Origin of the sequence: Lentimicrobium sp. L6, from assembly GCF_013166655.1 — a bacterium.
Lineage (GTDB): Bacteria > Bacteroidota > Bacteroidia > Bacteroidales > UBA12170 > UBA12170.
In genome coordinates this window covers 1-26,020 of sequence record NZ_JABKCA010000070.1, presented here as the reverse complement: position 1 = coordinate 26,020, position 26,020 = coordinate 1, and the positions used below count along the sequence as shown (strand labels likewise).

21 protein-coding genes are annotated in these 26,020 nt (G+C 34.2%); 11 read left to right on the top strand and 10 right to left on the bottom strand.

The annotated features are described in order from the left end of the window. Nucleotides 1-315: 315 nt before the first annotated feature. The 3 genes from HNS38_RS16025 to HNS38_RS16015 all read right to left on the bottom strand — a co-directional run bounded on the left by HNS38_RS16025 (nt 316) and on the right by HNS38_RS16015 (nt 6,688). A complete protein-coding gene (locus HNS38_RS16025) occupies nt 316-1,416 on the bottom strand; it encodes a T9SS type A sorting domain-containing protein (protein WP_172346710.1) in 1,101 nt (366 codons plus the stop codon). A gap of 172 nt (nt 1,417-1,588) precedes the next feature. Then, nucleotides 1,589-3,007 carry a TonB-dependent receptor gene (locus tag HNS38_RS16020; protein ID WP_172280998.1) on the bottom strand — a complete coding sequence of 473 codons (1,419 nt, stop codon included), beginning with the start codon at nt 3,005-3,007 and terminating at the stop codon, nt 1,589-1,591. Nucleotides 3,008-3,067: 60 nt separating this feature from the next. Then, nucleotides 3,068-6,688 carry a hybrid sensor histidine kinase/response regulator gene (locus HNS38_RS16015; RefSeq protein WP_172280996.1) on the bottom strand — a complete coding sequence of 1,207 codons (3,621 nt, stop codon included), beginning with the start codon at nt 6,686-6,688 and terminating at the stop codon, nt 3,068-3,070. A gap of 337 nt (nt 6,689-7,025) precedes the next feature. Here HNS38_RS16015 and HNS38_RS16010 point away from each other — a divergent pair, with 337 nt between their 5' ends. Genes HNS38_RS16010 through HNS38_RS15995 form a run of 4 tightly spaced genes read left to right on the top strand, consistent with a single transcriptional unit; the run spans nt 7,026 to nt 10,508 of the window. Further along, nucleotides 7,026-7,640 carry a YigZ family protein gene (locus HNS38_RS16010; RefSeq protein ID WP_172280994.1) on the top strand — a complete coding sequence of 205 codons (615 nt, stop codon included), beginning with the start codon at nt 7,026-7,028 and terminating at the stop codon, nt 7,638-7,640. Nucleotides 7,641-7,643: 3 nt separating this feature from the next. Next, on the top strand, nt 7,644-8,945 hold the full coding sequence (locus tag HNS38_RS16005) for a phenylacetate--CoA ligase family protein (protein ID WP_172280992.1): 1,302 nt from the start codon (nt 7,644-7,646) through the stop codon (nt 8,943-8,945). Further along, nucleotides 8,942-10,072 (top strand): hypothetical protein, encoded by a 1,131-nt coding sequence (locus HNS38_RS16000; RefSeq protein WP_172280990.1) that lies wholly within the window; start codon nt 8,942-8,944, stop codon nt 10,070-10,072. Before HNS38_RS16005 ends, HNS38_RS16000 begins: the two co-directional genes overlap by 4 nt. Before the next feature lie 43 nt (nt 10,073-10,115). Next, on the top strand, nt 10,116-10,508 hold the full coding sequence (locus HNS38_RS15995; protein WP_172346709.1) for a hypothetical protein: 393 nt from the start codon (nt 10,116-10,118) through the stop codon (nt 10,506-10,508). On the opposite strand, the gene HNS38_RS15990 is transcribed toward HNS38_RS15995, so the two are convergent. Further along, entirely contained in the window at nt 10,486-11,127 is a 642-nt protein-coding gene (locus HNS38_RS15990; protein WP_172280986.1) for a hypothetical protein, read from the bottom strand. The genes HNS38_RS15995 and HNS38_RS15990 overlap by 23 nt on opposite strands. 122 nt (nt 11,128-11,249) lie before the next feature. Between HNS38_RS15990 and HNS38_RS15985 the strand changes: the two genes are divergently transcribed. Next, nucleotides 11,250-12,536 carry an aspartate kinase gene (locus HNS38_RS15985; protein ID WP_172346708.1) on the top strand — a complete coding sequence of 429 codons (1,287 nt, stop codon included), beginning with the start codon at nt 11,250-11,252 and terminating at the stop codon, nt 12,534-12,536. Here the strand turns inward: HNS38_RS15985 and HNS38_RS15980 are convergent. The 6 genes from HNS38_RS15980 to HNS38_RS15955 form a co-directional block, all read right to left on the bottom strand. Continuing rightward, a complete protein-coding gene (locus HNS38_RS15980; RefSeq protein ID WP_172280982.1) occupies nt 12,529-13,977 on the bottom strand; it encodes an ATP-binding protein in 1,449 nt (482 codons plus the stop codon). The genes HNS38_RS15985 and HNS38_RS15980 overlap by 8 nt on opposite strands. A 2-nt stretch (nt 13,978-13,979) precedes the next feature. After that, nucleotides 13,980-14,810: a class I SAM-dependent methyltransferase gene (locus HNS38_RS15975; protein WP_172346707.1), complete on the bottom strand. Its 831-nt coding sequence runs from the start codon at nt 14,808-14,810 to the stop codon at nt 13,980-13,982. Between the two features lie 6 nt (nt 14,811-14,816). Then, on the bottom strand, nt 14,817-16,010 hold the full coding sequence (locus HNS38_RS15970; protein WP_172280978.1) for a glycosyltransferase family 2 protein: 1,194 nt from the start codon (nt 16,008-16,010) through the stop codon (nt 14,817-14,819). Nucleotides 16,011-16,021: 11 nt separating this feature from the next. Then, entirely contained in the window at nt 16,022-16,837 is an 816-nt protein-coding gene (locus HNS38_RS15965; RefSeq protein WP_172280976.1) for a DUF3298 and DUF4163 domain-containing protein, read from the bottom strand. Between the two features lie 286 nt (nt 16,838-17,123). Further along, nucleotides 17,124-18,032, bottom strand: a complete 909-nt coding sequence (locus HNS38_RS15960; RefSeq protein WP_172280974.1) for a DMT family transporter — start codon at nt 18,030-18,032, stop codon at nt 17,124-17,126. Nucleotides 18,033-18,059: 27 nt separating this feature from the next. Further along, nucleotides 18,060-19,334: a DUF5103 domain-containing protein gene (locus HNS38_RS15955; RefSeq protein ID WP_172346706.1), complete on the bottom strand. Its 1,275-nt coding sequence runs from the start codon at nt 19,332-19,334 to the stop codon at nt 18,060-18,062. Nucleotides 19,335-19,837: 503 nt separating this feature from the next. Between HNS38_RS15955 and HNS38_RS15950 the strand changes: the two genes are divergently transcribed. From HNS38_RS15950 to nqrF, 6 genes are read left to right on the top strand one after another with little or no spacing between them, the layout of a single operon-like run. Beyond that, a complete protein-coding gene (locus HNS38_RS15950) occupies nt 19,838-21,187 on the top strand; it encodes a Na(+)-translocating NADH-quinone reductase subunit A (RefSeq protein ID WP_172280970.1) in 1,350 nt (449 codons plus the stop codon). A 19-nt stretch (nt 21,188-21,206) separates the two neighbouring features. After that, nucleotides 21,207-22,358: an NADH:ubiquinone reductase (Na(+)-transporting) subunit B gene (locus tag HNS38_RS15945; RefSeq protein ID WP_172280968.1), complete on the top strand. Its 1,152-nt coding sequence runs from the start codon at nt 21,207-21,209 to the stop codon at nt 22,356-22,358. Nucleotides 22,359-22,380: 22 nt separating this feature from the next. Beyond that, nucleotides 22,381-23,124: an NADH:ubiquinone reductase (Na(+)-transporting) subunit C gene (nqrC, locus tag HNS38_RS15940; RefSeq protein ID WP_172280966.1), complete on the top strand. Its 744-nt coding sequence runs from the start codon at nt 22,381-22,383 to the stop codon at nt 23,122-23,124. After that, nucleotides 23,124-23,780, top strand: coding sequence for an NADH:ubiquinone reductase (Na(+)-transporting) subunit D (locus HNS38_RS15935; RefSeq protein WP_172280964.1), 657 nt, complete (start codon nt 23,124-23,126; stop codon nt 23,778-23,780). Before nqrC ends, HNS38_RS15935 begins: the two co-directional genes overlap by 1 nt. A 25-nt stretch (nt 23,781-23,805) precedes the next feature. Beyond that, nucleotides 23,806-24,423, top strand: coding sequence for an NADH:ubiquinone reductase (Na(+)-transporting) subunit E (gene nqrE, locus HNS38_RS15930; protein ID WP_172280962.1), 618 nt, complete (start codon nt 23,806-23,808; stop codon nt 24,421-24,423). An 18-nt stretch (nt 24,424-24,441) separates the two neighbouring features. After that, nucleotides 24,442-25,698, top strand: a complete 1,257-nt coding sequence (gene nqrF / locus HNS38_RS15925; RefSeq protein ID WP_172280960.1) for an NADH:ubiquinone reductase (Na(+)-transporting) subunit F — start codon at nt 24,442-24,444, stop codon at nt 25,696-25,698. Nucleotides 25,699-26,020 lie beyond the last annotated feature (322 nt).

The following is a 26,020-nucleotide window of genomic DNA, read 5'->3' as shown; positions in this document are numbered from 1 at the left end:
AGCAACGGCCTTTTAAGCCGTGGGTCCTGGGTTCGAATCCCAGCGGGATCACAGATATTTTTAAAAATCCGATTAGCGTTTAGTTAATCGGGTTTTTTTATTTGGGGTCATAATGAAAATTCGTTTAAAATACTATCCCAAATAAAAAAATCAAATGAGCATAGTGAGCACATTTAGTAATTTCAAAGTGGATCCCTCTTGGGAACCTAAGATTATCTTAGTGTGATTACAGAATATGGATTTTAATTTGTTATATAAGCAAATTATTGTGGAGATTGAAATGGTACAAGAATGTCTATTTTATTAACCTCTAGACTATTTCTGTATGAATAGTTTTGATTTTTGCATTTTACCCTGATTATTCAATTCTATAAAATAAAATCCATTGTTTAGTTTACTTAGGTCAAGTTGTGTTTTATTTGTTAATGGTGTTTCCTTTTTAAAACAGACTTGGCCTTGGTGATTATAAATTGTGATGAATGAAAATGGTGAATGTGTCTCTACAAATACTCTATTATTAACTGGATTTGGAAATAGTTCCATTCTATTGTCGATGACTTTGTCTAAGCCCATTATTGATTCACAATCTATATTGGAGAATTCCGATTCACCACAATCATCATATACTGCTTTGGCTTTATAACAAGCTGAAGTACCTTCTGGGATTAAATCTATATATGTTGTGTCTTGGATTAACTCAGTATTGATTATTGTATTATCTCGGTATAATTGATATCCTTGAAAATCCATTGGCATTTCATCATTAAATATATAAACTCCAAGATTCCAGCTATAATGCATATCTAAGTCTGCTAATCTCTGCCAAGTAATACCATCTGCTGAAAATAGATCTGAATTTGGATTGTCAGTATATTCTCCAGCTCCAGCTCCATTTTCTGTACAAATCATTCTAAATCCTACTTGTAGTTCTTCATTTATATCAATTTGAATTGGGGTAGATAGTGTAAAGGTATTCCATTCATCATATTCTATCTCTGATATTTCTTGTTCATAAATTAAGCTCCCTGCATTTGGTCCCTGCCAAATAAGAAGATATAACGATGAAATGGAGTTTTTAGGAAAAAATTTGACTGCATATATTTTAGTTGTTTCAATGACGGGCAATTGTTCAATGTCCCATTTTGCTGCAAACCACAGTTCTAAATTACTACCTAGCCCAATTGTATTTACTCCATTATCATGTTGTAGCCACTGATTAATGGAATATGGGTTTTCACAATTAATAATAATTTCAGGTCCACCAGGGTGACAATTTGCAGCTAAATTCTTTGGAGCCTTACAGTCTTCTGTAATTAAACCAATAGAATTGAATTCAACTTGGGAAAACAATATAGTAGTAATGCTAATTGAAATTAATACTAAAAAGATTTTACGGGAAATATCTGATGTTTTCATAATAATTTTTATTGGAGGTAAAAGTATATTATTTGCTATGATAGATAGACATCAAAAATATTAAAACAGTTGCATTAAGAGTCTGTAAAAGAGGAGGGTAGTTGAGTGAAAGATAATGAAATATTTAATCATACAATATACCAAAATCTCATTAATACACTATCAAATTGAATTATTCTTCTGATTCCTGATAACCAAATAATTTTTTACTTTTTATTTGGTCTTTCACATAATTCGATACCATAGTCTCCCATTTGGGATTGTTATTTTTGATGTTCTTCAGGACGTCTTTTGGAAAAACAGTCATGAACTTTTTGTTTACCTGTTCAATATCCAATATTTTTCTATTGGTTATCAAATATTCGTAGATGAATTGTAAATCCATTGGAAGTTCTAGATCCTTACTGGTTTTTAACTGCTTGGTTTTGCCATTGTAGGACGGATATACATAGAGCTTCATATTATCGGTAAATAGCTTTCCAAATGCCTCTAAAATACCACCTTTAAGCTCGCTATAGTATTCCTTATTAAATATCTTCTGAAAAGTGTGGAAGCCAATAACTATCCTCAGGTTTTTTATTTTAAACTGACTGAAATAAGAAACCAGCTTATAATAATACCTATAATCGGAAACCATCACATTTTGACCTATACCATTCAGTATATCAACTCTGTCTAAAAAATCCTGCTCCGAGAAATCGCCATTGTCCAATAAGTTGTTCATGGTAATTTCGCACATGGTAATTGTATGTTTTTTATCGTGGTCGGGATCGTTTTTAAACATACTATAACTACTTCTGATCATGTCGAGTCCTGCGTAGGTGATGGGTCTAAAGCCTCCTCTAAATACCATGAGGTTTTTCTTATAGACCATTTCGCTGGGTTGCTGTAAATCGCCATTGGAATCGAACATGATAGCTCTAGCCATTCCATTTTTTACCAGTTGTACCCCTAGTAATCTATTGTCCACGTAATCCAAATCGGGACCACACATGCGAATCATGGTGATTTCTATTTGATCTTTCTCCAGAGAGTCGAGTAAGGATTGGAGGAATGCGTTGGGATGTTGATGGTGATGAAAGCAAGCGTAGATAAGGTTGGTTCCTAAAATACCTAGTGTTTGTTGCTGTTGAAGACTGTCGTTTTCTAGCATCCTCACATGGAGTATTACTTCGTTGGCTTGTCCTTTTGGAGTTAATTGATATCTAACCCCTAACCAACCATGGCCTTCTCTATCTTTAGTAAAGTTGATGGTGGTTACGGTGTTGGCAAAAACAAAAAATCTGGTTTCAGGTTTAATCTTTTCTTTCAAAACACCAGTTAGTTCATTAGCTTCTGTTTTGAGCATTTTGAGCAATCGTTCCTGAGATACATATCTACCATTGGCAGAAGGGCCATATATATTATCGCTAAACGACATATCGTAAGCCGAAATAGTTTTAGCTATCGTTCCCGAAGCAGCTCCGGCTTGAAAGAATGTTCTGGCTACTTCCTGTCCAGCTCCAATTTCTGCAAAACTCCCGTAAATAGTGGGATCAAGATTAATTTTTAGGGCTTTCCTATGGTGACTTAAATTGGTGTTATTTTCCATTATTTAATTCTGGTATTAGAACTCCAAAATTACAGTTTATCTTGATAGTTTTAAAAAGTTTTATTTAAATATTGTGTTTAACATTCTTTTTAGTTCCTCTGGTTTAAAAGGCTTACTCATATAATCGTTCATTCCAGCATCTAGACATGCTTCTTTATCACCTTTCATTGCATTGGCAGTTAGTGCGATAATTTTTATGGGTTCCGCTTGTTTGATATCTTCCTCAAATTCTCTTATTCTTTTTGTGGATTCAATGCCATCCATTTCTGGCATTTGAATATCCATAAAAATAAGGTCATAATTATTCTTGGTATACATATCTAAAGCAATTTGGCCATTTGCTGCGGTTTCAACCTTATGACCCAATCTTTCTAAGTGCATTTTTGCAACTTTTTGATTGATAGGGTTGTCTTCTGCCAAAAGGATAGTGAATTGCCTAGGGTTTGGGTGGTCTTCGCTCATTGCCATAGATTTTTTGGTAATATCTTCTTCTTTCTTTTGTTCAATAAAATGCGTTTTCATTGATTTATCATAATCAATCCAGAACCAAAATGTGGATCCTACCCCTTCTTTACTTTCTACACCAATATCTCCTCCCATTAGTGTGGTTATGTTTTTAGAAATGGCAAGCCCAAGTCCAGTACCACCATATATTCTAGTTGTACTACTGTCAATTTGAGAAAAAGATTGAAAGAGTTTCTTGATTCCAGAGTTTGAAATACCAATTCCTGTATCTATGATATCGAATTTAATTCGAGTATGTGTATTGGTAAGTTTGATAGGATATACTTTTAAGGTGACTCCTCCAACTTTGGTAAACTTGATGGCATTATTCAAAAGATTAATTAAAACTTGTTTCAAACGATGAGGATCGCCTTTCACCCAAATTGGTATTTCTTTTGATATTTCACTTGAGAAGGTAAGTTTGCTTTCTTGTATTTTAAACTTAAAAATTTCGATAATCTCATTAATAACTTTGGTGATATCAAAATCGATATTCTCAAAGTCAATTTGGCCTGCTTCAATTTTTGAGAAGTCGAGGATATCGTTGATTAGAGAAAGTAAATTATTTGCAGATTGGTGTATGGTTTTAGTAAAGTCGACTTGTTTTTCATCTAATTTAGTTTGTTTGAGTAGGTCGGTCATGCCTATGATTCCATTCATTGGAGTTCTAATTTCATGACTCATGTTGGCAAGGAATTCACTTTTACTTTTGTTAGCCGAATCGGCTTTTTCTTTAGCAGCAATAAGTTCGTTCTCAATTCTTTTTCTTTCCACAATTTCTTGCAAAAGGGTGTCCATATTTCTTTGTAATTCGGTGGTCCTATTTTTAACCAAATCTTTAAGATCAGATTCTTTTTGTCTAAGGGTGTTGACTCTAATTCTGTACATAATTATGCCAATAAATATGGCAAAAGTAAGAAGGATAAGGTAAAACCAGACTGTCTGTGTAAAAAGAGGCTCAATTATTATACTATTTTTTACTGAAGCAATTCCCCATTCATTATGACCATTGTCTGCTTTTACTTGGAAATCAAACACTCCAGGAGGAAGGTTGGTATAGGTAATAGTAGTTTTATCACCCATTTTTATCCACTTTGTATCATAGCCATTAAGTTTAACTTGGTATTTGATGTTTTGTGGGCAAGAGTAAGACAGGCTAGCATAGCTAAAGGTAAAACGATGTCTACCTGATGTTAGCTTTATATTTTCAATAGAGTTGTAATTTATACTGTCTATTTCAATATTGTTAATGACTATTTTTGGTGTTCCGTGGTTCTTTTCTTCTTTGTTTGTTTTAATACATATTAACCCATCTATGGATGGGACCCAGATCTCATTTTTTTTGGATATTAATGATGCCGTTGCTCCTGCACATTCATATGCACCTAAACCACTTCTTTTATCATATATTTTCCAGTTGATTTTAACCTTAGAGTTTGTTTGAGCTTTTATCAGTTCTGCTATACTCACTTTAATAATGCCAATATTTGTGGTCAGCCAAAAATTCCCTTTTTGATCAGGAATGATATCAAAGACAGCATCGGTAGGGATGCTTTTCTCACTGCCAAAATTGAAAATATTGTTCTCAGTAATATGAGAAATCCCAGTTTTAGTGGCCACCCAATACGAATTATCTTTGTCAACATAGGTGTTGAAACATAAATTGTTAGCAAGACCAGAATTTGTATTGAGAATATTAATTTCACCACTAGGGGAAATAATATTTATTCCTCCATTATCGGTACTAATGATGATGTTTCCATTTAAATCTTCATCAATTCCAAGAATGAAATTTGAGGATAACCCATTGCTCTTGTTGAAATAAGACCATCTTTTCCCATCAAATCTACTAATCCCATTGGCTCTTGTTCCTATCCATATATTTCCATTGCTATCTTCAAAAGCTAATCTGCTTAATTTACCTCTTAGACCATTTGTGGTGCTATAGAGAATTTCATTTCCGTTAGGAAGCTTTTTGATGACTCCGATATAAGTACATATCCAAATATTCCCTTTAGAATCCTCAGTAATTCCGTATATTTTATTACCCTGAAGAGCATGTTGAATTGGGAAATTCGATATACGCCCATTTTTTATCAGATTTATTTTCCCATTGATGGATCCAATCAATATGGATCCGTTTTTTAATTCACAAATCCCTCCAATAGAATTAGTCGCCAAACCTTCTTCCGCAGTATAGGTTAAGAAAGCATTGTCAATAATTTGATATAAACCATTTCTGTATGTCCCAGACCATAGTGAACCTTCTTTATCTTCAATGGTTTTTATCACTCTCAGATTGCTGTTATTTTGATAAGCTTCCATATGTTGTCCAGAAAGATCGCTATGGTATAAGCCATTTGAAGTGGAGATGATCACCCTTTTGTCTTTGCTGAGCAGGCAATGATTGGTTTCAACTCCATTTAAACTCCAGATTTTTTTTATTTTAGAATTTTCCTTGATGTATAAGCCCGAGTAGGTGGAGAAGAAAATATTTCCATTTGGAGCAAATAGGATGTGTTGAATTTCTTTTAATGCAGCTATATTCTGTCTGTCAAATTGCTTGAGATTACCATCTTTATAGAGGAAAATTCCTTTGCTTTCTGTGCCTATCCATATCCAACCATCTGGAGATTTGCCTAAAAAGCTGATGCTGGTTTTGTTGAGGGCTTCAAAATCTATTTTAGAAATAGTGTTTCTGGAATTGTCAAGCAGGTAGACACCACTATTCTTAGTGCCAATCCATATTTTTTGATTATTCTCTGCATAAATTTGCTGGACAAAGAAATCAGGCGTTTCTATTTTAGTGAATTCTTCATTTTTGTATTTAATTATTCCATGTCCATATGAACCAAACCATAAAGTGGAGTCTTCCGTTTCGGTAATGGCAAATATATTATTGGTGTTAAAGTAATCAGAATTGTTTTTGTCAAATCTGAAAAATTCAACTCCATCATATCTCAATAGCCCGTTGTAGGTAAGTAACCAAATGTACCCTTCTTTTGATTGATGAATATCTAAAATGGCGCTGCTAGGTAATCCATTGTCGGTTGTCCAATTACGGGTAGAGTAGAGTGATGCTATTTTGTTCTCTGTATTACTAAAAGCAAAGAGGTTGATTAAGAATATCAAACTCAATATTGGAGTGCATTTTAATAAATGATTTTTCAAATTCATGCGGATTATTTATTTATACTAAATTACAAAAAAATACGATGCCATCAAAGACTCATTATAATAGCTTTAACAAAGTAATCTTTATAACTCTAACTCTAGAATATAGATTTACTAGCTAATAGCTTCATACAAAGAGGTTACTCTGGGGCCATGCTTCAATATGGGTTTAGAAATTAGCTTTTGATTGTAGCTTATTTAGAAATATTTATTTAAGATGGGTTTTTTATGCTGATAATAGTTTCCATGATCTTTCTTCATAATTTCATTATAGTATTATTCTCATATCTACTTTGAAAGCTCAGTTAGCTTTGCTATTTTCGCATCATAAAGATTGTATATGCTATTTGAAGATATTTACAAAGAAATAAACGAATCTACAGAAGGCTTTTTTAAAGATAGAGGGAGTAAATTTATTTCTCACTCATTTTTGGTAAAAAACGAAGATGAAATAAAAGAGCATTTACAAGAATTAAGAAAGAAGTATTATGATGCCCGTCATCATTGCTATTCTTGGGTGCTGAATCCTGATAAATTAGCCTATAGAATTAATGATGATGGTGAGCCATCTGGAAGTGCGGGCCGTCCTATCTATGGACAACTTCAAAGCTATGATTTAACCAATATTCTTGTGGTAGTTATTCGCTATTTTGGAGGAACCAAATTGGGGATTCCAGGCTTAATAAATGCCTATAAGACTGCAACAAAAGATGCCCTTGATCAAGCTCAAATCAATATTCTTTACATAAAGGATGTGTTTAAGGTAACTTTCCAATATCCCGATATGAATATTGTAATGAAGATATTGAAGGATGAGGAGTTAGAGCAATTTGATCAAGATTTTGGAATAGATTGTAAACTGAAGTTTTCAGTTAGGAAATTGGAGAGCGAACGAGTCTTTGAGAAGTTTAGGAAAATACACACTTTGTCTATTAAGTATGAGAAAACCATTTAGAATATGAATTTATCACCTGATATAGAATGGAAATCGAGGGATGAAATAAGACTATTTCAAGAAGAACAATTGAAAACTTTGATTTCTTATCTGAAAACGAATTCTAAATTCTATCAGCAACTGTTTAAATCTCATCGAATTGATTTTGATAGTATTGAGTCAGTAGAAGATTTGCAGAAAATTCCGGTGACTACAAAAGACGATTTGTTTTTAAATAATGAAGCCTTTACCTGTGTTACTAAAGAAGATATTATAGACTATATTACTACTTCTGGAACTATGGGTGATCCTGTAACCTTTGCTTTAACTGATAATGATTTAGATCGTTTAGCCTATAATGAATGCATGTCGTTTAAAGTTTGTGGGGTTGCAAAGACTGATGTTATTCAGTTAATGACTACAATCGACAGGCGTTTTATGGCAGGATTGGCTTATTTCTTGGGCGCTCGAAAATTAGGCGCTGGAATAGTAAGAGTAGGAAATGGAATTCCAGAATTGCAGTGGGATACTATTAAAAGGATTAAACCAACAGTAATTATTGCGGTTCCAAGCTTTATATTGAAAGTTATAGAATATGCAGAACAACATGGTATTGATTATAAAAACAGCTCCGTTAAAAAAGCCATTTGTATTGGCGAGCCCTTGAGGAATCAAGATTTTAGCTTGTCTACTTTGGCCGAAAGAATCAAGTCGAAATGGGATCTCGAATTATATTCTACCTATGCCAGTACTGAAATGAGTACTGCTTATAATGAATGTCCCAGTTGCACTGGTGGGCATGAGCATCCCGATTTAATTATAACTGAATTCCTCGATGAGAATAATAAAAATGTAGGGGAAGGTGAACCAGGAGAAATTACAGTGACCACTTTGGGAGTTGAAGGCATGCCATTATTGCGTTTTAAAACCGGAGATATTGCCTATAGATATACGGAGAAGTGTTCTTGTGGAAGATCGAGTTTGCGAGTGGGGCCTGTTATTGGTCGCCGTAAGCAAATGATAAAGTATAAAGGAACGACCTTATATCCAGCAGCACTTTACGATGTTTTGGCCGATTTTAATGATATTATCGATTATTTTATCGAAGTTTCAACGAACCATATTGGAACAGACGATATTCAGATAAATATTTTATCTACAAATAATACCACTCAATTTATAAAAACAATAAAAGATCATTTTCGAGCCAAATTAAGAGTAGCTCCTCATGTTAAGCTCGTTGATAAGGATACCATAACCAAAAATAAATATCCAGAAACAAGTAGGAAACCGATAGTATTCATCGATTTAAGAAAAAACACATGATAGAAGATATATATTCTGATATTAGACCATATAATAATGATGAGGTACCTAATGCAGTTTTGCGCATGACCAAGCATCCACATTTTCAGATGGCTTTGGACTATTTATTTACAAAAGAGGAACAACCTATTATTTTTAATGAGTTAGCCTCAGTATCTACCAATTTTGAGTTTCAGAAACTCTTTATGTATCGTGCCATTAAGCGGATATTGGAGAAATCGAGTGATGGCTTAAGTACAGAAAATGTAGAATCATTAGTGAATAATGGACCTTCGGTTTTTGTAGCCAATCATAGAGATATTTTATTGGATTCAGCTATATTACAAGTCGTTATGGTTGATAATGGATTGGAAACCAGTGAGATTACATTTGGTAGTAATCTAATGGTCAACGATTTTATTATTGATTTCGGTAAAACCAACAGGATGTTTACCGTGTTTAGAGAAGGGAGTCCTCGCGAAATGCTTGAAAACTCAAAGCGCTTGTCGGCCTATATGCACAATACCATAACTGAAAAGAAGATATCGGCATGGATAGCTCAAAGAAAAGGAAGAACAAAAGATGGTTTGGATAAAACAGATTCTACTGTTTTAAAAATGTTAACTACCTATGATAGAAAGAATCCTCTGGAGGCTTTTAAGCAAATTAATATTCTTCCTGTGATTACTTCATACGAATGGGAACCTTGTGATTTGATGAAGCTTAGAGAGTTGTATTTGTCGAAAGTAGGAAAATATGAGAAACAATCAGGGGAGGATCTAAATAGTGTGCTTCATGGCATTATACAGCCAAAAGGAAGAATTCATATGGCTTTTGGTACATCTGTTAACGAGTTTTTGGAACAGAATCAGGAAGGCCTAGACAAGCATAATATCCATACGGAAGTGGCTCGTTTTATCGATAGTCAGGTTTATAAATATTATAAGATATTCCCTAATCAATACTGGGCTTTTGATCAGTTAAATAATACTCAGGAAAATAGCGAGCATTATGATTCAGATATTGAGCAACAGATGTTAGAACGCTTAGAGGAGCTTTATAAAATGGTAGGATGTCGCGATGAAGAGCTAAAGAAGATGTTCTTTCAGCTTTATGCAAACCCACTAAAACAGAAGAATTTTACATAAGCATACTTTAAAAATGAAAAGATTTTTTGATTAACAATTGAGTATGCTCGAATCAAATAAAAGAGTATTAGTAAAAAAAGAAGGTTTAAATAAGTTTCAAGTAAGCCTTCGATGGAATGATGGATTAAAAAAACCTAAAGCTTTATATGTTGTAGACGATAAGGGAGTAGTTGAATCTGTAAAAATATTAAGCTTTTTAAAGTCACTCACTATTAATTCATTTTCAATAAGCTTAATTGTGTTTATTTTATTAGCAATTGAATCTAATTTGAATATGGATTACGTTGAGGTTTCTCCATTCTTTTTAGGAATAATTGGTCTAATGCTGTTGCACAATTGTATTCACATTCTAATAATAAAATTAGAAGTGAAAGAGCAGCTTTTTAAGTCTAAAGATAGTAATATTCATAAATCTAGACTTCATATTTCCCAGTAATTTCGATCTCTTCAGGCAGATGAGCTAATATTTCTTTTAAGATATAAGTGTCTTCCTCAGTGTGATATAAGTCTTTATATAGTTTGATCAATAGTTTTTTGATGTCCTCTAGAGAGAATTCAATAAATCTATCTTGGGTAAGAAGCATTAACAGCGTATTTTCATGGGAATCGCCTGTGGGATGAGGAACAATAGTTTTTACATTTTTAACCCACTGAAAACCATGGGTCAGCAAGTAATTGATTCTTTCTGTCCTTTCTATTTTATCACCAAATTCTGGATCTTCTGCTTCGAATAAAATATGATTATTTTGATAATAATCAGAGTGCTTTAGAACATCAAAATACATTTTTCCAAAAGGCACATCTTTAAAAGAAGGGATGACAGAGATGATTTCGTTTACTATAAAATCAGTTCCTTCCAGCTTCCAGAGTAAAGCCATAAATGCTGGCATCACATTCTGTTTAGCCATAATGATAACTGCATTTCCGCTATCCATCTTCTCATCAATTACTTCCGTTTTTAATTGAAGTTCGTCTGGTGTTCCAGCTTTATAAACTTCTATAGCTTCGTAATACTCTTGGTTTTGACGGTCGGTGATATTATAGAAATTAATCATTTGTTGCTTTTTTTAAAGAAGCTGCAAAAATAGCAAAGTGCAGACAATAATTTTACTCCTTTTCCTTTTAATAAATCAATAGTCTGTTAAATATTATTGAATATTTTTGTAAAAAATATACTATGAAGGTTTATAAATTTGGTGGAGCATCAGTGAAAGATGCAAATGGCATTCGGAATTTGGCAAAAATAGTCAGTAAGACGGATCGTGAACCACTAATGATAGTGGTTTCTGCCATGGGTAAATCTACAAATGCTTTAGAGAGAATGTTGGGACTACGCTTTTCTGGTCATTCTTTTAAAGAAGCATTTGAAACTTTTAAAAAGCAGCATCTCCATATTTGCAGAGAACTCATTTCTGATTTTGAAAAAGTAAAAAAATTATTGAATTCTGATTTCAATTTATTAGAATATAGACTTGGGTTGAAAGAATTAATGTCATACGATTATGAGTATGATCAAATTGTTTCCATGGGAGAAATATTCTCTACCAAAATCATTCATGCTTATATGGAGGAGTCAAGACTTGAAAGTCGATGGCTAGATGCTCGTCAACTCATCTTGACTGATGATAATTATAGAGCGGCACGAGTTCAACTAGAAAAAACAGTGGATACCATTAGAGAAGCCTCCTCCAATTATAATGGTATTAGCGTGGTACAAGGTTTTATTGCTCACAATGAATTAGGAAATACCACTACGCTCGGACGTGAGGGTTCGGATTATACAGCTGCCTTATTAGCTTATGCTCTTGATGTTTCGGAAGTTACTATTTGGAAAGATGTGGATGGTGTTTATAATGCCGATCCTAAGATATTTGAGAAAACAAAACTTATTCCTGAGTTATCTTATCGCGATGCTGTGGAGTTGGCATTTTATGGCGCTAGTATCATTCATCCCAAAACTATTCAGCCACTTCAAAAGAAAAAGATAAATCTAAGGGTTCGTTCTTTTTATTATCCTGAGAAATTGGGCACAACTGTAGCATCAAAAAAGAAGAATGAAAATTTGCCTTCTTCTTTTATCGTGAAGAAAAACCAAGTTCTCATTAGTTTGGTTCCTCGTGATTTTAGTTTTATGGATGCGGAGAATATGGGTTTGGCTTTTCAGATATTGGCCAAGCATCAACACCATATTAATTTGATTCAGAATTCAGCCATCAGTTTTTCTGTTTGTGTAGATTTTAATCATGCTCATTTTCATAGCCTCATTCAAGAATTAGCTGATAAATTTGAACTTCGATATAATGAAAATCAGGTATTAGTCACTATTCGTCATTATGATGTAGCACTTATTGAGAAAATATACGATTTGCTAAGATTCAAGCTGGAGCAAAGAAACAGATCTACCTATCAGGTATTAATGAGTGAAGAAGAGTTTGAGCTAAAGTTATTGCCTATTCTTAACTAAGTTTCTGGTTTAGGTTATTTTCAATAATGTGGAATAATTCCGATCTTTCTATAGGTTTCGATATATAATCATCAAAACCTGATTTCAACATTCGTTCTCTATCGCCAGCCATAGCATAAGCAGTTTGCGCAATAAAAGGAGTTTCTTGCAATCCTTTATGTCTGCTTTTTAATTCTTTACTTAATTCTATCCCATCCCAAGGTGCTGGTAGATTGATATCCATTAATACAATGTCGAAATGGTCTTTGTTATCGAAATGATTTTGCACATAACTAATGGCTTTGTCTCCATCGGAGCAAATATGCAGTTCTGAAATATCACCCAACATTTTTTTAAATACGAGTCTATTCATTTTATCATCTTCTACCACTAAGATTTTGGGAGTTCGTTTCAGCTTTAAATTTGGTGTATTTACTTTTTTCTGTTTGGTTTTTTGTGGGGTAGCTATGGTATTCTGCTCGGCTTTTAAATAGGGTAGATAAATACTAAACACACTTCCTTCTCCCTTTTTGGTTTTTACTGTAATATCACCATCAATGAGGGCAAGGAGTTTTTTCACCAAAGGAAGCCCGAGGCCAGCACCTTGTTGATTTTTACTATATCCTAAACTTTCTTGTCGGAAAGGATCGAAAAGAACCGGAACGAATTTATCATCAATTCCAACTCCGGTGTCTTTTATTCTGATGATGATGAGTTCTTCTTTTGCTTTAAACAAGGTGCTTAAATTGATAAAGCCGTGTTTTGTGTATTTTATGGCGTTATCAATAATGAGTGAAATTATTTTTTCAATGACTGATTTATCAAATTTTGAATTTGGAATTTTTGTAGGTACAAAATTCATAGTTAAATGCTTCTCTTGTGCCTTTATTCTATATATTTGAAAGACATTTTCCAGCGAAGTGTTTAGGTTTGAGTCTTGCAGTAGAATATCGAAATTATTGGCATCAACTCTACTAATATCTATTAAATTATCTAATAGGGTTAGTAATTTCGTGCTGCTGGAGGCTATGCCTTGTGCGTATTCGTAAAGGTCTGGTTTTTCTAGTAATGAAAGCTCAGAAAGTAACATATTTGAAAATCCGATGATACTACTCAAGGGAGTCCTTATTTCGTGGCTCATACTGGCCAAAAATGCATTCTTTAAGTAGTTGGCTTCATTGGCTTTTTTTAAAGCTATCTTTCTGTGAATAATGGCTTTGTCTTTTATTTCTAGCTGCTGATGAACATCCTTGGTCTTACTTCTTACAATTTCCTCAAATTGATTTTTAAATTCCTTGTTTTCTTTAGAGTATTTCTTTAATTGTTCCTCTAAGGAAGAGATTTTTCTTTTAGAAATTCTCGTATAATACCTTGAGATAAGGATAATTATCAGAATGATAAAAAGGAGTACAAGAACCCAAGGATTAAAAACACTACTGTTGATAAATGCATTATTCTCCATTGTTAAAGAGGTTTAGTGGCGATAAATAATTCTTCTTTATTGTTTAAAGCATACTTTTTAAGGTTTGCAATATTCCAATTATCTTTTACTGGATGAAGCCTTTGGGTTTCGAAACCTACTTTTTGAAGTCTTTTGAAATAATCTTGTCCATATATTCGAACATGATCGAATTGTCCAAAATGTTTTTCTCTACCTTTTTTCGAAATGACATCTTGGTCTTCAATAGATTCTTCAATAATAGGGGAGATGGGAACTTGTAGAATGGCCCATCCTCCTGGTTTTAAAACACGATATATTTCAGACATGGCAATATCATCATCATAAATATGCTCCAAAACATGATTGCAAATGACAATATCATAAAGATTATCTTTCATCTCCAAATTGGTTATATCCAGTTCGCGGGTCATTCTATCGTAATAATAGCCCATTCCTTCGACTTCTTTTACACCACAGGTATAGTCAATGTTCGGAAGCTTTCTGAACATTTCTTTAAGCCATGCTTCTGGAGCAATGTGTAAAATTTTGTTGGGTTCAAAAAAAACCTGGGTTTTGTTTTCAAGATATAGATAAATTAGTCTATCTCTGTCTTTGCTAAAGCATCTTGGGCAGGTGCAGTTTTCTCGTCTACCACTACCGATAATTTCTTTCTCTATGATCACTGGTAAATCAAACCCGTCTTCAAGCATTTTTGAAAAGCTATAACCACAAAATGGGCAATAAAATTGATTGCCTCTATAATATAAACCAAGAGATTTTTGATAAGCTCCTCTTAATTTTTGTCCCATCCAAAAAGGGATGACTTTTTTACTCACTCTTCGTAGGAATCCCATAATATTTTATTTTGCACGTTGTGCTCTTTCCCATTTAACTGATTGGTTCCCTTTGATATATCTTCTGAATCCTAGATAGACAGATAGATTCATAATGAAGAAATAATAGGGGATAAATAGTATTTTTACTTTTATCTGCCTGTTTTCGAAGAACCATCCTAATAATGCTGCAGCATAGAATACGACTTGCCCCCACATGAACCAGGTAAAAATGCTTTCGAAATTGAAAAAGCCTTCTTGTGCTGTGATGAATAAATTAGTAATTAAAAGGATAAGTAATCCAAGCGGCGCAAGCGTCCATCTAAGCACTCGGTGCGAGATATACTGGAAACTTAAAGTTCCATATTTGAAGATATTCAATAGGGGAGCCATTCTAACAATACTTTGGATTCCTCCTGCAGATATTCTGATTTTTCTTTTCAATTCCTCTTTTACATTGGCTGAGGAGGTTTCTATGGCATAAGCCTCAGGATCGTATTGTATGGTATAGCCTTTCATGGCCACTCTTAAACTGATGATAAAGTCATCGAGGAGGGTGTCTTTTTCCACATGTTCGTATAGGCTGGTTCTAATGGCGAATAATTCACCCGCAGCACCAACAACAGAATAAAGTTCCGCATCCCACTTTTTTAATGTAGACTCATACTTCCAGTATATACCTTCTGTTCCAGCAGCGGAATCACTATCTTTTTGGTAGATTCTTTTCTCACCAGAAACACAACCCACTTTCGGGTCGCTAAACATATTTACGATTCTTCTGATGCTTTCATGACCCAAGTTGGTATTTCCATCAGAGAAAATAACGATAGGGGTTTTAACAAAAGCCAAACCTCGGTTCATGGCTCCAATTTTACCTCCTCTGGCATCCTCATGATATACTTCAACGCCTCTATCGGTATATTTTTGGAGCAAATCTGGAGTTCCATCATCAGAACCATCGGTTACCCAAACTTGTTTTACTTTTTCTTGTGGATATTCTAAACTGAAGCTATTATTTACTTTCTCGTCTACATAATCTTTCTCATTATATGCGGCGACAAAGAGTGTAACTTCTGGTTCATAGCTTGGATCGTAAATGCCTTTTTTCTTGACAAATAATCTTTTAATTCTCACTAAGAAAAATAGTAAAATTCCATAGCCTACATAGGCATAGAATATGATAAATAAGAATACCCAGAATATAATTTTTAGACTTAGCATAATATATTTTTTTAATTGTTGGTTTCACTAAAAAGCTTTTCTGCCAGTTGTTCGTCAAGCAAAAAAGGAGCTATTTCTGTAAAGCTAATAAAAATATCGATAGGCCCGTCAGCATAACTTGCAATTTCGTATTGATCGTAATGAAATATAAAGCCTTCTTCAATGAGGTAGAAGTTGTTATTGCATCTAAAGCCACCTGTAAAAATATCATCAAGGATAATTCCTGCTTTTTCAGCTGATTTTTTTTGTAGTTCTATGATGTCTTCACATTTAGATAGGTTGAGGAGGTCTCCGGCAGATAGTAATTTGTCATTTTTTACATCAAAAACATAATGGTTCCTGATAGTATTTCCATGAGCACCACCAGTGAATGAGAAAATTTCATTCATAAATGAAACAAAGTATTGATTATGTTTTAATACCTGATTGTTTACAATCATTTCCCAATTATAGCTTGAGCCTATATCCATACTGTCGAGTACGAGTTCCTTCTCAATGGCTCTGTATTCAGATACGTGCGCTTGGGCTAATGCTTCTAGATTTTCTTGAATTGTTTTCTGAGGAAGGTATAAAGAGTCAAAATAGCTCTTCATCATGGCTTGTCTAAGGCCTTGATAGGTCATTTTGTCCTCAGGAAGTTTGATGTGAACATCCAGATTAAAAGCGGGATAGTTTTCGTTTCCAAACAAATAAATTTCTTCAGATATGCTGTACTCTGTGAATGTTAAACTAGCTTCTTCTTTGGCTTCATTTTTACAAGAAGAAAATACTAAAGCACATAATATTAGGGCAATAGAGATAGGTTTGTAAAGATTTATTTTGTTCATTCAATAGTTTTTTATAAATGATTTCAATGATAAATTTCCGAAATCTAATATAAGAAAAAATTGAAGAGTAAGCAATAGAGAAATTGGATTTGTTGAAGCAAGGATTTCAGATAGATTTCAATGGGATAAAATGATGGATTGACAGTACCCAGCATCAAGGACCCTGATGACACGGATTTAGAGAATTAGTGCTGATTAATGACCATGATACTCGTTTTCCATAGCTCACCAGCTCTTCAAGTCACCAGCTTGCTATGTCTCTCTGCACCAAGTGTCAATCATCAAGCTACTTTTCTTTCTTCTTAAAATAGACCACCATCACTGCACCAGTAATGACCATTAGAGCGCCAAGCCATGTGTGTAGATCCATTTTTTCAGTATTTATCCAGCTTACGTCCATTTGATAGAGTATGGCCATTACTATAAAAGTAATGATAGGATTAAGTGTTATAATAACTGATACTTTGTTAACATCGGTATATTTAAAAGCTAGTGATAAACAGCCATAAGCAATCACGGTATTTGCTCCTAGAAATAATAGTAATAACCAGTTATTAAGTCCAATTCCATGAAAGTCTCCAAAGGATACAAAAGGAGTGTAGATTAATGCAGGTAAACCAAAGATGATAAGGTTGAGCATTTGGCTATCGTGTTTCTTAACTAAAATCTTTTGCAAACTGGCATAGGTAAGCCAAGCTAAAGCAGCAATAACTATCCATATAAATCCCATATTAAAGACATTGATTTCGCTGTCTATAATTTTTGAAACTTGATTGTAATAGAAAAAAGCTAATCCTATAAATGCAACTCCAAATCCCATTATTTGCGTCTTTCCAATCTTCTCTTTAAAGAAAAGATAACCGACTAAACCTAATGAGATTGGTCCCAGTTGAATAACTATTTGGGCTGTGCTGGGGGAGGTATGATTTATTCCACTAGTAAATCCATAATAATTCAGTGCTAATCCTAAAGCTGCAAGTAGGGCTAGCAAAGGCGGATGGATGAGTATTTTGAGTTTTTGGGGATCTTTAATAGCAAAATATCCTAACATCACCATAAAGGCAAAGGTAAACCTAAACCATACCAAATTGGTTACATTGAACGAATCGGTAGCTACTTTGAGTGCAATGGCTAAAAATCCCCAGAAAAAAGCAGTAATAGAGGCGAAAATAATCCCCTTAAGATGATTTGGCATTATCGTTTTTTGTTATGAAAGAGTTGCTTATATAGAGTAATCTCTAAATAAAGTCATACCTACTAATTGATCGTATGTGGTGCCAGGAGCTCGGAAGTAAACAAAGACATAATAGAAGTTTTGTGTTTGATAATGGCTACCCTCAAAGAATGCAACATCTGCAGTTTTAGCATCCGTTGGAAGAAAAGCATACATATAACTATAGTAACCTTGTTTTAAAAACAGAGTGGTTTCGTATGCTTTCTTTTCGTAGTTATAAGTCATTTTATTATAGGGTGTTATATTCCAATTGGTCAGTTCGCCGAGAACGTAAACTTCACCATCTAATAAAGGCACATTATAAGCCATAGAGAAGTGGACATCGCTATATTCTGCTTCTACTCTTGAGTTGGCCCAATCTTTTGTTTCAATAAAATATACGCCATGGAAATCTGGATCCTCAACATACTCTTGACCTCTTCTTATCTGTGAAGGAAGAAGATAAACTTCATCAATAGCACCACTAACATCGATTCTATCTAAATATTCTGAATTATATCTTTGGCTACTGAAATCGAAATATCTAAATGTATTTAATCCAGGGAATACATTTTCTTTATCCAAGTCAAAGTCCATAACACCATTGCTAATACTCAATGGTTGAAGATCCTTTTTTATATTGTCCCATCTTTGGTTCTGACGAACAAATACTCTTAATTCTTTAGATGGAAACTGGCTTCCTAGATAAGTGATATTAACTTGGAAATCGACTTCCTGATGTGTTTTCCTAATACTTGGATCACTTGTCCTGTTTACTTTTCCTCCAACGGTAGCTCTAGAATCTATTACCATAAATCTTTTAATAAATAAAGGTTTGTCATCCTCGTCCTCAGGGTACACTTTTAAAATGTAATTTCCAGATTTGGTGATCATCATATCGCTCTTGGGCAGGTTTGCTTTATAGTGGATATAAGGTTGTTTGGTATTGATTGAGTATTCATAGTCATTAATATAAGCTTCTGTATATCCATCAAGGTATTCATTTGGTAATAAATCAGATGCAAACCAATCGGCATCGCAATGGATTAATGTATACTCCAATGATTGATATTCTGTCCCAAACATATCGAAGCTCAGGTGTAATTTACTATTCTTATCGTTTAATACTAAAAAAGGATCGCCTAAAGGTTCACCGGGAGGAGTCAATTGGACAGTCTCGATATTGTCGGAAAAGTACTCGTCCCAATAGGGCTTTTGAGCAATTAAAGCCATGTTTATTAGTAAATTGGCTAATAAAAAAAGAGTTATGCTTTTGAGTTTCATAAAGGGTGATTTATAATTTTGATCTTTGGTTTACAAGTAAGCAATAATTATGCTAAAGTAATAACAAATTTAAACTGAAAAACAGCTTTTAAAAAAAATGACAATTTTGCATTTTTATAACAAAACACGACAAAACCTGATTTATATCAGTTTATTCTATGATGTTTTAGCTCCAAAAATTTTTCTGTTAATTAAAAAACAGCGTAATATTGTATTTATTGCAAAATAGGGAAACATATGCGAGTTTATTCATATATAAAAATCTAAATATGTTTTTAAGTGGCATGAATTCAGAGAATTATAAGGAGCGATTTTTTTATGGTTTTTCAAGATAATTAAGTATTTTAGTGCTATAAATGAAGTAGATAAATACTCTACAGGCGCAATAATTTAGATTAACAACAAATTGAAAATATATCTCGTAAAAATAAATTGATTGTTTATTTTTGCACAATAATAAAAATACTGTTTAGAAATTAACAATTTCAGTCAATCATATATTTATGTCAACAATTACAACGATTAAAAAGGGGCTTGATATTAAACTGGTTGGTGAGGCTGAAAAAACTATAACCGAAGTTCTAGCAAAACGAATTGCGCTTAAACCTACTGATTTTACAGGAGTTTTTCCTAAACTTTTAGTAAAAGAAGGAGACAAGGTTAAAGCAGGTACACCGATATTTTTCGATAAATATCGAGACAATATAGTTTTTACTTCACCAGTAAGTGGAGAAGTATCTGAAATCAAAAGAGGAGCGAAGAGAAAACTGTTGGAGATTATCATTACAGCAGATTCAAAAAGCGAATCATTAGATTTTGGAGTAGCAGATCCTACCAAATTAAACAAAGAGTCAGTTACCGAAAAATTATTAAAGAGTGGTTTATGGTCAATGATAAAACAAAGACCATATTCTGTTATTGCCAATCCAGAGGCCCAACCAAAGGCTATTTTTATTTCTGGTTTTGATAATGCACCACTAGGACCTGATTACGATTTTATTCTTCATGGAAAAGGGGAGGCTTTCCAAGCTGGTTTAGATGCTTTAACTAAACTAACTGAAGGAAAAGTAAATGTGAATATCCACTCAGATCTTACTAAAACTAAAGTGCTCTTGAATAGTAAAAATGTTCAAGTAAACGAGTTTAAGGGAAAGTATCCATCTGGAATGGTTGGTCCACAAATTGCGGCTCTCAATCCTATCAATAAAGGAGAAGTAGTTTGGGTAGTGAATCCTCAGGATGTAATAAACATTGGTCAGTTATTCTTAACAGGAAAAGTATGTAGCGAGAAAATTATCGCTATTACCGGTTCTGAAGTTTTAAAACCTCGTTATATCAAAACTTCTTCGGGAGTTTGTTTACACGATATTCTGCAGGATAATATAAGTGATGTTGAAAAGCGCTTTGTTAGTGGTAATCCGTTAACTGGTAGTCAAGTGGAACTTACAGGTTTCCTTGGGGCTTACGATCATCAAATAACAGTTCTACCAGAGGGAACGGATCAGCGATTCCTAGGCTGGATTATGCCAAATACCGATCAGTTTAGTTATTATAAGTCTATGTTTTCTTGGTTAACGCCGAATAAAAAATATAAACTAGATACTAATATGAAAGGTGGTGAACGTGCTTTTGTGGTGACAGGAAAGTTCGAAGAGGTATTCCCTTTCGATATTTATCCAATGCAATTGATCAAAGCGGTGATGGCTGAAGATATTGACATGATGGAACAATTAGGGATTTATGAAGTAGAAGCAGAGGATTTCGCATTATTGGAATTTATCAGCACTTCTAAGATTGAAATCCAGTCCATTATTCACGACGGTCTTGAGTTTTTAAGAAAAGAAATGAGTTAATCAAAAAATCAAAAAATAAATGAAGGCTTTACAAAAATTTATGGATAAAGTCCGCCCGAATTTTCAAAAGGGAGGAAAGTATCAGTATCTGCATTCAACTTTTGATGCTTTTGATACCTTTCTTTTTGTTCCGGGACATGTGACCAAAAAAGGAAGTCACATTCGCGACGGTGTGGATTTAAAGAGAACTATGTTTTTGGTGGTAATCGCAGCAATGCCAGCTTTGTTGTTTGGTATGTGGAATGTGGGTTATCAGCATTTTCTAAATATTAACGAGACTGCTACATTTATGGAAACCTTTTTCTATGGTTTCTTGAAAGTATTGCCATTGGTAATCGTTTCTTATGTAGTAGGTTTGGGTGTGGAATTTATCTTCGCTCAAATGAGAGGACATGAGGTGAACGAAGGTTACCTAGTTTCAGGTTTCCTAATCCCTTTAATTATTCCTGTATCTACTCCTTTATGGATGGTAGGATTGGCAACTATTTTTGCCGTTATCATTGGTAAGGAAGTATTTGGTGGAACGGGTATGAATATCGTCAACCCTGCTCTTCTAGCTCGTGCTTTCCTCTTCTTTGCTTATCCTTCTCAAATGAGTGGTGACAAAGTTTGGATAGCTGAACAAGTAGATGGTACTACAGGAGCTACTCCTCTAGGACATCTTCTTACTGCAACAGATAAATTACCTGAATTACCATCTGTTATGGAATCTTTTATAGGAACCATTCCAGGTTCTGTTGGTGAAACTAGTACACTGGCTATTTTAATTGGTGCTGTTATTTTATTATTCACTGGTATTGCCAGTTGGAGAGTCATGTTTAGTGTATTTGCTGGTGGTTATTTAATGGGATTGGTTTTCAATTTAATTGGAGCTAATGCCTATATGACACTTCCTGCTCACATGCACCTATTGATTGGTGGATTTGCTTTTGGTGCTGTATTTATGGCTACCGACCCAGTCTCTGCTGCTCAAACCAACAGAGGTAAATATATCTATGGTTTCCTAATTGGACTCATGGCGGTATTGATTCGTGTGGTGAATCCTGCTTATCCAGAAGGAATGATGTTGGCGATTCTTTTATTGAATGTTTTTGCTCCTCTAATCGATCATTATGTGGTAGCTGGAAACATCAAGAGAAGATTGAATAGAATGAAAAAAATAGCTGCGTAATAATCATTAAAATTAATTAGAAATGAATAGTAATAGTAACTCATACATTTTTATTTATTCTGTAGTAATGGTTGTGATTGTTGCGGCAATTTTATCCACGGCTGCAACGCTTTTGAAGCCTATGCAGCAACAGAATATTAAAAATGAGAAGATGTCTTCGATATTAGCTTCTGTTAATATTGAATCGACTCCGGAAAATGCAGAAGAACTGTATAGTAAATACGTCACACAAGAATTAGTAGTTGATGCTAAGGGGGAAATAGTTGGAACATTTGAAAATGGAAAACTTAGTGGCGATGCTCGTGCTTTTGATGTAAACATTAAAGCAGAGCAATTTAAACAAAGCCAAGGTGAGGCATTTATATCACCTCTATATGTTTTAAAAAATCAAGGCAAAACCTTTTATGTCATTCCTATGTTAGGAAAAGGACTTTGGGGCCCTGTTTGGGGAAATATTGCTCTTGAAGATGACTTTAACACAGTCGTAGGTGTGATTTTCGATCATAAAGGTGAAACTCCTGGTTTAGGTGCTGAAATTAGCACGCCAATCTTCGAATCACAGTTTGTAGGCAAATCTATTTTTAATAAGAGCGGAGAATTTGTTTCCGTGACTATTCAAAAAGGTGGAGCTCAAACACTTCCTGCTAATATGCAAAATCATGCTGTAGATGCTATCTCAGGTGGTACTATCACCTCTGTTGGTGTTGACGACATGATGAAAGACTGTCTGAAAAACTATGTTCCATATATTAAAAATCAGAAATAATGAGCGATCAAGTACAAGAAAAAGAATCATTGTTTTCTGCTAAAAACAGAAAGCTGATTTCAAATGCAATAGGCAAAGACAATCCTATTACAGTACAAGTATTGGGAATCTGCTCTGCATTAGCGGTTACAGCAAAACTGGAACCAGCTATTGTGATGTCAATTTCTGTATTATTTGTATTGGGGATAGGAAATGTGGTGATCTCTTTATTGAGAAATACCATTCCTCAAAGAATTCGTATTATCGTCCAATTAGTGGTAATTGCGGCATTGGTAATTTTAGTTGACCAAGTATTAAAAGCTTTCGCTTATGAAGTGAGCAAGCAGCTTTCAGTGTTTGTGGGTTTAATTATTACCAACTGTATTATTATGGGACGTTTCGAAGCATTCTCTATGGCGAATAAACCTTGGCCTTCTTTCTTAGACGGCGTTGGTAATTCCATTGGTTATGGTTTAATCCTCATCATTATTGCTTTCTTTAGAGAGTTATTTGGTTCTGGAACTATCTTAGGATGGAATGTGTTCGAAACCATAGGATTATACGATATAGGTTATGTTAATAATGGATTGATGATTCTTCCTCCAATGGCTTTAATAGCAACTGGAATTATTATTTGGGTACAAAGAAGCAGAAATCCTGAATTAATCAAAGACTAATTGTTAAACCTCTAAAGAAAAAGAAATGCAAGAATTATTAAACATATTTGTAAAATCCATATTTATAGATAATATGGTATTTGCCTATTTCTTAGGCATGTGTTCTTATATTGCGGTTTCTAAAACAGTGAAGACTTCTGTTGGACTGGGTTTAGCAGTTATCTTCGTGTTAGGAATTACCGTGCCTATTGGATATTTAATGAATGAATTCCTATTAAAGCCAGGCGCATTAGTGTGGTTAGATAGCGAATTTATTGATGTTGATTTGAGTTTCCTTAGTTTTATCATGTTCATTGCTGTTATTGCATCCATGGTACAATTAGTGGAAATGATTGTTGAGAAATTTTCTCCAGCATTATATGCTTCATTGGGTATCTTCTTACCATTAATTGCTGTAAACTGTGCCATCTTAGGTGGTTCATTGTTTATGCAAGAAAGAGAGTATCAATCATTGGCTCAAGCTACATCATTTGCATTGGGTTCTGGTATTGGTTGGTTCCTCGCTATTGTTGGTATTGCAGCCATTCGAGAAAAAATTAAGTATTCTAATGTTCCCGGACCATTAAAGGGAATTGGTATTACTTTTATTATCACAGGACTAATGGGAATTGCTTTCATGAGCTTCCTTGGTATTAAATTATAAACCAAAAAACTAGAAGCTATGTTATTAACTATAGGATTAGGTACAGTAGTAATCAGCAGTATAGTGGTGTTTTTAACCATTATTCTTTTACTGGTGATGGTGCTACTTTTTGCCAAGAAAAAATTGACTCCTCAGGGAGATGTAAAAATAACGATTAACGGAGAAAAAGAAATGATTACTTCTCCTGGATCAACTTTATTAAGTACCATGTCTGCTGAGAAAATATTCCTTCCTTCCGCATGTGGTGGAGGTGGAACTTGCGGTATGTGTGAGTGTAAAGTAGAATCTGGAGGAGGTACACTACTTCCAACTGAAGCTCCATTTTTCTCTCGTAAAGAGCAGATGGCTAATTATCGTTTGGCTTGCCAGGTGAAAGTTAGAGAAGATATGGAAGTGGAAATTCCTGCCGAAGTTTTCGGTATTAAGAAATGGGAATGTACTGTGGTTTCCAACGACAGTGTGGCTACCTTTATTAAGGAATTTGTGGTTAGAATGCCAGAAGGTGAAGTGATGGACTTCCGCTCAGGTGGATATATCCAAATTGATGTACCAAAAATTACCGTTGACTTCAAGGGTATGGAAATTGGTGAAGAATATAGAGAAGATTGGGATAAATTTAAGATGTGGGATCTTCAAATGAAGAATCCAGAGCCAATTTATCGTGCTTACTCTATGGCTAACCACCCTGCCGAAGGAAACATCGTGATGCTGAATATTCGTATTGCAACTCCTCCGTTCGATAGAAAAACTAATGGTTTCATGAATGTGAATCCAGGTATTTGTTCTTCTTTCATTTTCTCTCGTAAACCAGGTGATAAGGTTATGGTTTCAGGACCTTATGGTGAGTTCTTCATCAAACCTACTGAGAAAGAAATGATGTTTATTGGTGGTGGTGCTGGTATGGCTCCGATGCGTTCTCATATCTTCGACTTATTCCACACCAAGAAAACGGGGCGTAAGGCTACTTTCTGGTATGGTGGTCGTTCTGCACGCGAATTGTTCTATGTAGATCAGTTTGAAGCTATTGAAAAAGACTTTCCAAACTTCAAATTCCATATTGCCCTTTCAGAACCTATGAAAGAAGACAATTGGACTGGTTATACTGGATTTATTCATCAGGTAATTCAAGATGAATATCTAATGAAGCACGAAGAGCCAGAAGAAATCGAATATTATCTTTGTGGTCCTCCAATGATGAATCAAGCGGTATTTAAGATGCTTGACGATATGGGAGTTCCTCCAGAGAACATTGCCTTTGATGACTTTGGAGGCTAATACGAATTGTAATTTTAATCGAGATTAAAATTTTACAATCGTCTATGCTGACAATTTATCGAAAATAAATTCGTCAGTATATCTCCAACAAATATAAGATTGAAAGCCTCAGAACATTTGTTCTGAGGCTTTTTTTTAGTATATCACAAGCTTCTTCTTCTTGTTTTCGTCAATGGGACACCCGAAAGCAATTTCTAACAATGTCTTGTTTTCGTCACTTTTTCGGGACACCCACTAAACTATTTGATATTCAATACATTTATTTTGTATTTGGGTGTCCCAAAGATAATTTATGTTTATTCGGAGAAAGAAAAATACATCT

Bases quoted from the DNA above. Each gene is read 5' to 3' on its own strand.
- HNS38_RS15955 (WP_172346706.1), bottom strand. From the start codon at position 19,334: ATGAAACTCAAAAGCATAACTCTTTTTTTATTAGCCAATTTACTAATA.
- HNS38_RS16025 (WP_172346710.1), bottom strand. From the start codon at position 1,416: ATGAAAACATCAGATATTTCCCGTAAAATCTTTTTAGTATTAATTTCA.
- HNS38_RS15960 (WP_172280974.1), bottom strand. From the start codon at position 18,032: ATGCCAAATCATCTTAAGGGGATTATTTTCGCCTCTATTACTGCTTTT.
- HNS38_RS15945 (WP_172280968.1), top strand. From the start codon at position 21,207: ATGAAGGCTTTACAAAAATTTATGGATAAAGTCCGCCCGAATTTTCAA.
- HNS38_RS16010 (WP_172280994.1), top strand. From the start codon at position 7,026: ATGCTATTTGAAGATATTTACAAAGAAATAAACGAATCTACAGAAGGC.
- HNS38_RS15995 (WP_172346709.1), top strand. From the start codon at position 10,116: ATGCTCGAATCAAATAAAAGAGTATTAGTAAAAAAAGAAGGTTTAAAT.
- HNS38_RS15980 (WP_172280982.1), bottom strand. From the start codon at position 13,977: ATGGAGAATAATGCATTTATCAACAGTAGTGTTTTTAATCCTTGGGTT.
- HNS38_RS15950 (WP_172280970.1), top strand. From the start codon at position 19,838: ATGTCAACAATTACAACGATTAAAAAGGGGCTTGATATTAAACTGGTT.
- HNS38_RS15970 (WP_172280978.1), bottom strand. From the start codon at position 16,010: ATGCTAAGTCTAAAAATTATATTCTGGGTATTCTTATTTATCATATTC.
- HNS38_RS16000 (WP_172280990.1), top strand. From the start codon at position 8,942: ATGATAGAAGATATATATTCTGATATTAGACCATATAATAATGATGAG.
- nqrE (WP_172280962.1), top strand. From the start codon at position 23,806: ATGCAAGAATTATTAAACATATTTGTAAAATCCATATTTATAGATAAT.
- nqrC (WP_172280966.1), top strand. From the start codon at position 22,381: ATGAATAGTAATAGTAACTCATACATTTTTATTTATTCTGTAGTAATG.
- HNS38_RS16020 (WP_172280998.1), bottom strand. From the start codon at position 3,007: ATGGAAAATAACACCAATTTAAGTCACCATAGGAAAGCCCTAAAAATT.
- HNS38_RS15965 (WP_172280976.1), bottom strand. From the start codon at position 16,837: ATGAACAAAATAAATCTTTACAAACCTATCTCTATTGCCCTAATATTA.
- HNS38_RS15935 (WP_172280964.1), top strand. From the start codon at position 23,124: ATGAGCGATCAAGTACAAGAAAAAGAATCATTGTTTTCTGCTAAAAAC.
- HNS38_RS15975 (WP_172346707.1), bottom strand. From the start codon at position 14,810: ATGGGATTCCTACGAAGAGTGAGTAAAAAAGTCATCCCTTTTTGGATG.
- HNS38_RS15985 (WP_172346708.1), top strand. From the start codon at position 11,250: ATGAAGGTTTATAAATTTGGTGGAGCATCAGTGAAAGATGCAAATGGC.
- nqrF (WP_172280960.1), top strand. From the start codon at position 24,442: ATGTTATTAACTATAGGATTAGGTACAGTAGTAATCAGCAGTATAGTG.
- HNS38_RS15990 (WP_172280986.1), bottom strand. From the start codon at position 11,127: ATGATTAATTTCTATAATATCACCGACCGTCAAAACCAAGAGTATTAC.
- HNS38_RS16015 (WP_172280996.1), bottom strand. From the start codon at position 6,688: ATGAATTTGAAAAATCATTTATTAAAATGCACTCCAATATTGAGTTTG.
- HNS38_RS16005 (WP_172280992.1), top strand. From the start codon at position 7,644: ATGAATTTATCACCTGATATAGAATGGAAATCGAGGGATGAAATAAGA.